The sequence below is a fragment of the Photorhabdus sp. RM322S genome, assembly GCF_042879395.1.
Taxonomy (GTDB): Bacteria; Pseudomonadota; Gammaproteobacteria; order Enterobacterales; family Enterobacteriaceae; genus Photorhabdus; species Photorhabdus khanii.
This window is the reverse complement of sequence record NZ_JBHFKW010000067.1, coordinates 1-10,236: the sequence shown is the minus strand read 5'-3', so window position 1 is coordinate 10,236 and position 10,236 is coordinate 1. Positions and strand designations below refer to the sequence as shown.

General features: G+C 44.6%; 10 protein-coding genes and 1 pseudogene. 6 read left to right on the top strand and 5 right to left on the bottom strand.

The genetic code is table 11. The features are described from left to right. Positions 1-84 precede the first annotated feature (84 nt). The 3 genes from tnpA to ACGF63_RS21650 all read left to right on the top strand — a co-directional run bounded on the left by tnpA (position 85) and on the right by ACGF63_RS21650 (position 1,479). Complete coding sequence (tnpA, locus tag ACGF63_RS21660) at positions 85-309, top strand: IS66 family insertion sequence element accessory protein TnpA (RefSeq protein ID WP_387633140.1); 225 nt, start codon at positions 85-87, stop codon at positions 307-309. Between the two features lie 117 nt (positions 310-426). Continuing rightward, entirely contained in the window at positions 427-1,152 is a 726-nt protein-coding gene (mobC, locus tag ACGF63_RS21655; protein ID WP_166291748.1) for a MobC family replication-relaxation protein, read from the top strand. Between the two features lie 81 nt (positions 1,153-1,233). Next, positions 1,234-1,479, top strand: a complete 246-nt coding sequence (locus tag ACGF63_RS21650; RefSeq protein WP_387633138.1) for a hypothetical protein — start codon at positions 1,234-1,236, stop codon at positions 1,477-1,479. A gap of 138 nt (positions 1,480-1,617) precedes the next feature. Here ACGF63_RS21650 and ACGF63_RS21645 read toward each other — a convergent pair whose 3' ends face one another. Then, positions 1,618-2,058 (bottom strand): type II toxin-antitoxin system PemK/MazF family toxin, encoded by a 441-nt coding sequence (locus tag ACGF63_RS21645; protein ID WP_132356475.1) that lies wholly within the window; start codon positions 2,056-2,058, stop codon positions 1,618-1,620. Between the two features lie 404 nt (positions 2,059-2,462). On the opposite strand from ACGF63_RS21645, the pseudogene ACGF63_RS21640 reads away from it, so the two are divergent. Then, positions 2,463-3,356 (top strand): annotated as a pseudogene (locus ACGF63_RS21640) (IS110 family transposase); the annotation flags it as partial. A 389-nt stretch (positions 3,357-3,745) separates the two neighbouring features. On the opposite strand, the gene ACGF63_RS21635 reads toward ACGF63_RS21640, so the two are convergent. The 4 genes from ACGF63_RS21635 to ACGF63_RS21620 all read right to left on the bottom strand — a co-directional run bounded on the left by ACGF63_RS21635 (position 3,746) and on the right by ACGF63_RS21620 (position 6,941). Continuing rightward, positions 3,746-5,188 carry a hypothetical protein gene (locus ACGF63_RS21635; RefSeq protein WP_387633136.1) on the bottom strand — a complete coding sequence of 481 codons (1,443 nt, stop codon included), beginning with the start codon at positions 5,186-5,188 and terminating at the stop codon, positions 3,746-3,748. Positions 5,189-5,490: 302 nt separating this feature from the next. After that, positions 5,491-5,661 (bottom strand): hypothetical protein, encoded by a 171-nt coding sequence (locus ACGF63_RS21630; protein WP_387633134.1) that lies wholly within the window; start codon positions 5,659-5,661, stop codon positions 5,491-5,493. 112 nt (positions 5,662-5,773) lie between these two features. Beyond that, a complete protein-coding gene (locus ACGF63_RS21625; protein ID WP_387633132.1) occupies positions 5,774-6,175 on the bottom strand; it encodes a hypothetical protein in 402 nt (133 codons plus the stop codon). Between the two features lie 511 nt (positions 6,176-6,686). Continuing rightward, positions 6,687-6,941, bottom strand: coding sequence for a hypothetical protein (locus ACGF63_RS21620; RefSeq protein ID WP_387633130.1), 255 nt, complete (start codon positions 6,939-6,941; stop codon positions 6,687-6,689). Between the two features lie 73 nt (positions 6,942-7,014). Between ACGF63_RS21620 and ltrA the strand changes: the two genes are divergently transcribed. Continuing rightward, on the top strand, positions 7,015-8,451 hold the full coding sequence (gene ltrA / locus ACGF63_RS21615) for a group II intron reverse transcriptase/maturase (RefSeq protein ID WP_387633128.1): 1,437 nt from the start codon (positions 7,015-7,017) through the stop codon (positions 8,449-8,451). 736 nt (positions 8,452-9,187) lie between these two features. Next, the coding region (locus ACGF63_RS21610; protein ID WP_387633126.1) for a reverse transcriptase domain-containing protein at positions 9,188-10,236 on the top strand (1,049 nt) is incomplete at its 3' end.

Below are 10,236 nucleotides of genomic sequence, written 5' to 3'. Positions count from 1 at the left end.
TAAACGTCCGGTCATCTCACCTTGTTCTTCCCCTCCGGCCCATGCACGCTACCGCTTCCTTATCTTCACCTGGAGACTGACACCATGAGCCGTAGCCGATATACCCCGGAACAAAAACAGCAACATGTGACCCAATGGCGCCACAGTGACCTGACTCGAAAACAGTATTGCGAACAGCATCAGCTGAGTTTTTCCTCTTTCCGCGACTGGATTGCCGACAGTAACAAAATGCGCCAACCTCTCAGCCAGACACTGCCCGCCCTCTTACCGGTTTCACTCCAGCCTGACGACACGCACACCGTCATATAATTTACCATAAGTAGCATGTTATGATAGGCTATCTTTATCGAACATTAATAACGAACTATTGACCGTTAAAATTGTTCGTTTATACTGTTAGATATCTGACTGAGTAACGGCCTAATTATGAATTTGATTAATGATTACACACTTAGAAATCAAAGAAAAAACAAGAAAATAAATGATGTGCTTTGTTTTCTCAAATCAGAAACGTTCACTACAGCGGATGTTTTAAAAGGCGTGTTAAAGTTCAAAACAATCAGCCCTGTTTATACTCTGTTGAGGAAACTAGTAGCCGAAGGTGTAATTTGTGTATATTCCTGCGATCTTGGCACGGGCAAAATTAACATATACGGTTTGACCCCACATGGGGCAGGGCTTGCTATGGATGAGAACGATAATATTGCAGACATTCGTATATTCCATCCATCTAAGACCACAATATCAGTTCTTAGACATAAACTTGATATACAGTTGATTAGAAGAATTGTTGAGGCGAAGGGTCATCAATGGTTATCGATATATAGTACTAAAAAGAAAAAGCCCGAAGCTCCTGATGGTTATATTATTACATCTAAATCCGTCAATAAAATTGCGGTTAAAGTTGAACGTACAATTAAGAGCCTTGAACACTATCGTAAAATATTGGGGCAGTACATCGAACAGCAGCAAAGCAAACAATTTGACCAAATATATTACTTATTACCTGATGTTAATTTAAAAAATAGAGTTGAGAAGATTTACAAATCTATTAACGGCGTGATAGTTGGGAATGAGATTATCACGATTGATGATCAGACATGGAATTTTATTAAATTTTTTACATATGAGGAGCTGGAAAGCACCTTATAAATAAAAAGCAGGCGAGGAACACAACGCGGGCAAGCGTTGTGTCCTCTGATCACATAAACAGCACTTTGAGGAAGTGTTTATATGACTATTAAGCATAGTACCATAACTGGACGGGAGTTAGCAGAATTAATCGAGCGAGTTATAGAAGTCGCTGAAGCATTCGACATATTTTTCTGTCTTTTTCCAGATGAAGAAGATTTTGTCCAGTCTTCCCAGCTTTTACTTTTACCACTTAGTCGTTATCTCACCGATGTCGCTAGTAAACTACACGAATTGTCAGTTGATGGCGAACTTATTTTGATGGGAAAATTATCAAGCCGTACATAATCGTATAAGGCGGATGTAGATTACTAAATCAAAAGCCCCTCATATTAGATATGAGGGGCTTTAAGCCCTTTACGGGAGAAATTTTTAACAAAGCCCTCATGGGGAATAATCATACTGTAGTTGATAGAATCCCAAAAGTCAACTTTCAGATTTACTGATAAGGCTTGATGCGCCGATAATTTTGATTATTGCACGTTGCATCTTTTCAACATCTTCATGCGTCAAATATTGCTGAAATGTTTGTTCATTATCTCTTAATTTAAAGAGTCTGTTTGTGTTTACTATCTGCATATGATGAACTAATGCCCAGCGCCTGCGACGATCATAAAAATTAGTTATTCGAAAAATAGATTGATCTAACTCGACATGATAACCGCGAGCAATACCATCGTTGTTTAAAGTTGAGGAAATCGGAACAACGAGATAACCATTGCTACACAAACGGGCATTCATGATTACAACCATTCTTTTTTTTACCATCTCAGGCGGGATGCGGCCATTAAAATGGTCTGGTTGTGCCGGTAAACCAAAGTCACAATCTAATATTTCACCGATACGCGGGCGATATCTAATAGCCATTTAATTAATCAGCCCTCTAAAATAATAGTTCCTACCCTAGTATATGTGTTAGGTCAGATATCTAACAGTGTAAACGAACAATTTTAACGGTCAATAGTTCGTTATCAATGTTCGATAAAGATAGCCTATCATAACATGCTACTTATGGGAAATTATAGTTGATAGATATTTTTATTGGCTGTAATTCAGGTTATTGGCAATGTGCTTTTTTTTGATCTTTAACTATGTTCAATAGTGAATTGGGGTAGGAAAAAAGATGGCTGGCTTTCATCAGCCAAAGTTAAAGTTTACGGTCAGAACGACCTGCACTTTTTATGTTTTCCACATTTGAGTGGCATCTTAGGATTAGGTTTTTTTTTAGCTGCTTTGCCACATAAATGTCCCACACTTAATGGGATGATCACCTAATGGAGCTTTTAGCCGGATGCCCTTCTGCAACCGTGGTGATGGAGGCTTGTGCCGGTGCGCATTTTATGGCAAGACGAATAAATGATTTAGGCCATGAAGCTAAATTAATTTCACCGCAGTTTGTCCGGCCTTTTGTTAAAAGTAATAAAAATGATTTTATTGATGCGGAAGCCATCTGCGAAGCGGCCTCACGTCCTTCCATGCGTTTTGTCCGACTCAGAACGGAAGCTCAGCAGGCTATGCGTGTATTACATCGGGTCAGGGAGTCACGGGTCAGAGATAAGGTTAAAACGACCAACCAAATGCAGGCTTTTTTACTGGAATTTGGTATCAGTATGCCGACCGGAGTAGCGATGATAAAACGGCTTTCCCGCGTGCTCGCCGAGAATGAACTTCCGCCTTATTTAACTCAGTTACTTATGCGCTTGCATACCCATTATCTCTATCTGGTTGAACAGATAACTGAGCTTGAGAATGAGTTAGCGCAAGCACTGCGATGTGATGATACGGGGCAACGGCTGATGACTATTCCGGGTATCGGCCCCATCACGGCCAGTATGTTATCCTCTCAGCTGGGTGATGGAAAGCAATATGCCCGAAGCCGGGATTTTGCCGCCTCAACAGGCCTGGTTCCTCGTCAATACAGCACGGGAGGAAAGAATACCCTGCTGGGTATCAGCAAACGGGGAGACAAGAAGCTCCGGTAACTATTAGTCCAATGCGCCCGTGTTTTTATCCAACGTATTGCTCACCAATCCGGGCGATTAGCGGATTGGGTCAGAATTCAACTTGAACGAAAACATTCGAATATTGTGGCCTGTGCGCTCGCCAACAAGTTAGCGCGTATAGCCTGGGCCATAACAACACGACAAACCGTGTTTGAAAGATAACGATAAAGTGACCCTAAACAGCCACGTTATCGTTGATTTAAACCGATTACCCATCTGGTTTTGCGAAGACTGATTATTGATGACATGAACGGCCTGATGATGAACCTAAGCATAAAAATGGCTCTTTGAAGCCGAACGGTTTTTTTAGGCGCATCAGGCGCGGAACTCATTGGGGGGCGGGCATCCTTGCCTATAGTGACGCCGGATAGATTTAAGCAAGCCTAAAATTCATCAAAATGAGTGTTGCAAAAACGAGGGTGACCATAGATTTTATGCTATCGAGGGCGATCAATGGCGTCTCTCAAATGGTCATTGATAAATTTACGCGAATTTAACCGATTAAAAAACTAACTTCGCAAAAGTCAAATTTCTAAAATTATTCAATTCAACTAAACGCTTTGAACTTTTGTAAACGGTTTTTCAAAATTCACTCTGAGATATACGTACGATGTGTACGAACTACCACTTTGAGCACCAATTTTATCCAGTGTCTCGTATCCATATATATAACCTCCCTCTTCCCAGCTCCAGACAACGTAATCTTTATTACTGTTGATTACGTTCAACACTTCGCCCTGACTACTCGCGCGGCCTAATTTCTTCTTATTATTGTCGTCTATAACACTAACCTCACGTGACTTTAATCTTAATACTTGCATCGATGGATTATCCGGAAGTTCGAGGATCCCGCTATGGCGTTCGTCCACGCCGTAATATTTCCGATGAGTGGTGACGACGCTAACGTACTTGTGGTCATACGAGAATTCAATGTTGGTCACCCACGAATCAAATTTAAACTTTGAACCTTGAATTAAATCTTTGAGATTTCCAGTGGGCTTATAACTAAACCACACATCAGCATCCTCGTTAATCAAATTGCTTCGCATATCAAATTCAGTGTGGGGTTTGTTAATTATTTTAAACGAGTTGATCTCAATATACGAGTAACTGACAACCTTCTTCGCAGAATCCAGCTCTAGGTCAAGCATATTTTTGGGCTTAACTTTCTTAATGATGTCCTTTATGCCATATTTCTTGCTTGTCAATCCGTCTTTTTTATACATCTGAAGGACAAGACGATTACTGCTTTTTGGCAAAACTATTAAACGCGTCAAATAAACGCAGTTATTTTTCGCAAAACCACCTTCTCTGGTGATGGTGCGACCAGGGGGCAACTTTTTGTTATCCGGCTCTTTGCCACTCAACAACGTATCAGCCCCCGAGATGAGTGTAATAGCTGTACTTGCGGCGGCAAGGGATATGGTCGCCGCCGTTGTTGCTCCTGGAATCAAACCGAGAGCGGCCACTCCGAGACTAAGCGCACCGTAGACAGCGGTTTTCATTACAGTATCATCGCCTGAATCGGCTAACTCACAAAACCATATTGAGTCGGTATCGTTAAATATTGTGCTGGTACTCCCTAGAAATTTAATCCCATTTGGGACATCCTGAAGGGTATTTTTTATAAGTTGGCTAACAACCGGCGACACTTCCTGCTCCTGAAGGTTAGTTAACGTCGATGTAAACAACGTGCCACCATTATTATCCTTCATTGCGATAATTAGAGACTCTTTGTCCGTAGCAATCAATCCAACCAATCGGAAATTCTGCCCCCAATCAATGGAAATGTTAAAACCAAATTCCTGTGGGTCAAGCTCGCTAATTACACCACTTGAACTTCTGGATTCATCGAGATTATCGTGGACGATAATTGACGACTCCCATGAAACAATTACTGGTTGGTTGACTTCAACTTCAAGTGGAAAGATTACAATCAGGTCACTGTCTGCTGAAGACCAGATTGATTTCAATTTTCCGGCGTAGATGTACATGCACCCTCCTTATGATCCTTGCATATTCTAACCATTAAATGCTGCCATAGAATTTCCTGACAATAATAAAAGTAAAAAGCCTCTCCTACATAACAAAAAAATATTTGGTGAATTTTATAGAATGAAATACGGTCATCAAAGAATTTTTTATTCATCATAAAATATCCTGTTTAAATAAAATAAAGGTTCGTAACAATTATTATGAATGATTTTTTAAACTTTAACCCTATAATTATAGTTATTAGGAGAATCCAAGTTGTAAGAACCACTTCAGTAGAAGTGGTTTTTTAAATGCCATTGATTTATTTTTTACCTGTATTGCCCCCTTTTTTATTTTGGATTATAACGCCGGAAATATAACCATAACCATTGTCACTTATCTTTCCCGTAGTTTTAAAAGTGACAGAGGAATCAGTGACCAAAGCAAGTAAATCAGGCACGGAACTCATCGTGGTGCGGGCATCCTTGCCCATAGAGACGCCGGATAGATTTAAGCAAGCCCGTCATACATCGGAAATCAGTGTTGCAAAAATGGGAGTGACCATAGATTTTATGCTCTCAATAGTTTTGTTTGAATTAGTTTTTTTACTTTCCCTCGTCAATAATTGCACTTATGCTGCAATAACTATCAATATGTCCGGTGCTACCTCGGTCTGTCGACCATCGTGCTTGTACAGTACCTAACACCTTAGTCAAATCGAGATCTGTTTGTAAAGTAATTGGAATTCGACCAGAAGAATCCGGCTTTTTAAGGGAGTAACTGATGCTGCCCTTCGCCAGAACCTCCGAATTCATGGTGATGGCGAAGCTTACATTCGGGTAGTTGTTTCCAGTAGCATACGGACTCGGCACATTCAAAATAATTAAAGCCCTCCCTGACTTTCTCAAAGAATATTGAGTTAAATCGAGAGAAAGTCCTTCAATATCCATCCATTCATTGAACGAAGTCTTGAGTGTTTTATTAATTGATTTTAAAATAATTGTCATAATTTCCTCATCATTTATTTATAAATTTACAAAGCCCAATCTTATGGCTCTTACGGCGAAAGCGCAAAAATTTGTTTTCAGGATTTCATATAATTTCCAACTATAATTTATTACTTCTGTACCAGTCTTTAATAAGGTTGTTTGCTTAGATGTAGCGGCCCGCATTTAAAATATGGCGGGCTCACATTTACCCGGTTTTTCAGCTCACATTAAGTGAAAATGAAATCGGGTTGAGGCTCATATTAACTGCAAATTTGCGACACGAAGTTGTTTGTTGAAGTTGTTCCCACGGCAATGACGGAGGGAACCGCCCGTATCACCGGGTGAATCTAGGGGTCTGAATAAAGAGCGACCTTGACAATGAAACGAAACGCCACATGGCGTGGGGCATAAATCGTGAGAGACATGCCCTTCTGGGAGCCACACCCCGGATGAGTGCTAGATAGCGGGTATGGTGAAGGTATCTGAACCTGTGATAAAGATCGTGAGTAATGACAAGCGGAAGTGGCTACTACGCTTGACCAAAACGGTAATGGAGGGGGGAAGAGTGACTATTTGCTGCACTCTCGTGATCCACATCCCTCCCGGTCAACAGCAGGCATCTAACCCCGCGGACTTCACAGACGGAACGTGGAAACCCCGTATCACTCCCCCTTGGGGACAGCAGCCTGCAAAGATCGCCTATGGTGGTGCGGGATTGGGAAGTCGGAAAAAGCGAAGGCTGGGCTGTAATGGTCCGGATACGGGTTTTAACGTTACCCGACACGAAAGTGTGCCCACGTCCGACAGGTCTTACCTCGCGAGAGAGTTCGCAGAATCGTTATGAGGAGGAAAAGCAAATGACAGCAGCGGGTAAACCGGTGACTGGTGCATCCTTCGAGGCTATTCACTGGGATGTCATCAACTGGCGGGCCATTGAACAGCAGGTGCGGCGACTGCAAATGCGTATCGCGAAGGCAACCCGGGAAAGACGCTGGGGCAAGGTGAAAGCCCTGCAATGGCTTCTGACCCATGCGTTCTCAGCCAAATTACTGGCGGTACAGCGCGTAACGAGCAATACCGGCCGTAACACCCCCGGTGTGGATGGCCAAATCTGGAAAACCCCCACGCAGAAACTCAAGGGGGCGCAGTCATTACAACGGCGAGGGTATCAAACCCAACCATTGAGGCGCATCTATATCCCCAAAAAGAATGGCAAACGTCGACCGCTCGGTATTCCCGTTATGGCTGACCGAGCCCAGCAAGCACTTCATTTGCTGGCACTGGAGCCCGTAGCAGAAATGCTGGCAGACCCAAACGCCTACGGGTTCCGGCCCGGACGGTCCGCGGCAGACGCCATTGCACAGTGTTTCAATATATTGGCACAACGCAACGCAGCCCGGTGGATCTTTGAAGGGGATATAAAAGCCTGCTTTGATCAAATCAGCCATACATGGCTTCGTGAGCATGTGCCGATGGATAAATCAGTCCTCGGAAAATGGCTGACGGCAGGCTACATGGAAGACGGCAAGGTCTACCCCACTAAGGCAGGAACACCACAGGGCGGTATCGCGTCACCGGTTCTGGCTAATATGGCACTGGACGGGCTGGAGTGGGTGGCACAACGCACTGCCCCTCGCCAGAAAGTCTATGTCGTTAAATATGCGGATGACTTCGTCATTTCCGGGAGTGCGAAAGAAGTACTGGAAGAACGGGTGAAACCTGCTGTAGCTGCCTTTCTCAGAGAACGGGGTCTGGAGCTCTCAGCAGAGAAAACCCGGATAACGCATATCGACGAGGGCTTTGATTTTCTCGGCTTCAACATACGCAAATACCGTGACAAGTTGCTGATAAAACCAGCAAAAAGCGCAGTCAAACGTATGCTGAGGAATATACGAGAGCTGATCAAAACCAATGCAACCGCCAAAACGGAAAACCTGATCCGGCAACTCAACAGAAAGTTGAGAGGCTGGGCCAATTATTACCGTCATGTTGTGTCGAAAAAGACCTTTGCTTACGTTGACCATCAGGTGTTTCAGGCTCTGCTTATCTGGATAAATCGACGACATCCAAACAAATCAGCCCGATGGAAGCAAAAGCGTTATTTCCGTCGCCTTGGTTTACGTCAATGGACTTTCTTCTCGATGTTCAGAAATGTGAAGGGAGAACAGGGATATCTCGACCTGTTCTCAATGGCGAGTACCCCGATCGTCCGCCACATCAAGATCAGAGCCAATGCGACCCCTTATGATCCGACATACCGACAGTACTTTGAGCGTCGTGCGCGGATCAGATAGCCCGAAGCGGAGCATAAGGGAAGGGATTTATCCAGGAGTAAAGCACGTTGGGTTACCGGGTCATTATCAGGCCTTAGTAAGGCTTGAGCCGTGTGCGCTGAAAGGCGCACGCACGGTTCTTAGAGGGCTGGAGACAGTTACCTGTCTCTGGCTACTCTGCGAGCTTGCATTTATCTTTTTCGGCTCGCATTTCATTTCGACGGCTCACAGTAACTGCAAATGAAATTTTCCGCTTAAACCAATCTATTGGATTGTATGGGTATAGTTTAACCTGACACTTTTTGCTTAGCGTACTTTAATTTGTGCGCCGTGCAAAGGCACGGTCTTCCAGCGGGTGCGAATCCCGCCCGGCAACTTTCGTTCCAGCCGGAAGTAATCAGAGCAGTCGTGGCGGTAACAAAGCGGCTGAAGCCTCTGGTGTATAGGATCATTTTAGTGATTCAGCGAGTATGCAGGCCGTAACGTGAGTGAACGCTGAGCAGGCCTCGAAAAACGCAATGTGGAGGCTGACCCACCAAATTATTGGGGAAAGCTGCCAGTTACAGGGGAAGTGAACGAAAAGGGCACCCTGCAACCTCCACCGGGGTAGTAGCGACAGCATGTATACAAGAGGAAGACCGGGGCAACACGGGAAGTCCTGCGTGTGGTGAACGCTAACACCAACCGGAAGCCGGTGACGGCCAGACCGGGCACGACAGGATGACGGAGAGGCTCGTAGTACCGGGGAAGCCGGGTAATGCCGGTGGAGGAAAGGAGCCTTGGTTCAGAAACAACGCCGAAAGTGATGAGGAACTGGAGATTGGGAAACCTAAGAACTCCGAAATACGTTCAGGAATTACAGACGACGTTACATGCGAAAGCGAAGGAAAGATCCGAGCTTCGATTCCATGCGTTGTACGACAAAATATACCACCGCAGTGTGCTGACTCATGCGTACCAGTGCTGTCGCCGGAATAAAGGTGCAGCGGGGACGGATGGGCAAACCTTCGATGATATTGAGTCATATGGTGTGGAGCAATGGCTCGGAGAACTGGCGCAACAGCTTCGGGAAGGCACATATGTTCCGAAGCCGGTCAGGCGGGTACATATACCTAAGCCAAACGGGAAAACCCGACCGCTGGGCATCGCGTGTCTGAGGGACAGAGTTTGCCAGATGGCAGCAATGTTGGTGCTCGAACCTATATTCGAAGCCGATCTTCCCCCAGAACAGCATGCCTACCGGCGAAACCAAAATGCAAAAAGCGCGGTACAGGAAGTACACAGTCTACTGACCAGCGGATATAGAGATATTGTAGATGCGGATCTGTCAGGCTACTTCGACACCATACCCCATCCTGAATTGATGAAGTCAGTTGCACGCCGGATCGTGGACGGTAACGTTCTGCTCTTGATTAAGCAGTGGCTGGCAGCACCAGTAGAAGAAAAGATGCGGGACGGGAAAGTACTGCGAACAACCGCAAACCGGGATAACCAGTGCGGAATACCACAGGGTTCTCCAATATCCCCACTCTTATCTAATCTGTACATGAGACGTTTCATGATGGGCTGGAAAAGTCTGAGGATCGAACAGCGCCTGGGTGCGCGTATTGTTAACTATGCTGACGATCTGGTGATCTGCTGTAAAGGCAGTAACGCCAGCCATGCAATGGCAGCAATGCGCGGACTGATGGCAAAGCTGAAGCTAACGGTAAATGAAGAAAAGACCCGCTTATGTCGAATGCCGGAAGGTGAATTTGACTTTCTGGGATACACGTTTAAGCGCTTATATTCAGCCCGGACGAGGAA

Coding starts and splice junctions, on each gene's coding strand:
- ACGF63_RS21625 (WP_387633132.1), bottom strand. CDS start 6,175: ATGACAATTATTTTAAAATCAATTAATAAAACACTCAAGACTTCGTTC.
- ACGF63_RS21630 (WP_387633134.1), bottom strand. CDS start 5,661: ATGGGCAAGGATGCCCGCACCACGATGAGTTCCGTGCCTGATTTACTT.
- ltrA (WP_387633128.1), top strand. CDS start 7,015: ATGACAGCAGCGGGTAAACCGGTGACTGGTGCATCCTTCGAGGCTATT.
- ACGF63_RS21635 (WP_387633136.1), bottom strand. CDS start 5,188: ATGTACATCTACGCCGGAAAATTGAAATCAATCTGGTCTTCAGCAGAC.
- ACGF63_RS21650 (WP_387633138.1), top strand. CDS start 1,234: ATGACTATTAAGCATAGTACCATAACTGGACGGGAGTTAGCAGAATTA.
- mobC (WP_166291748.1), top strand. CDS start 427: ATGAATTTGATTAATGATTACACACTTAGAAATCAAAGAAAAAACAAG.
- ACGF63_RS21645 (WP_132356475.1), bottom strand. CDS start 2,058: ATGGCTATTAGATATCGCCCGCGTATCGGTGAAATATTAGATTGTGAC.
- tnpA (WP_387633140.1), top strand. CDS start 85: ATGAGCCGTAGCCGATATACCCCGGAACAAAAACAGCAACATGTGACC.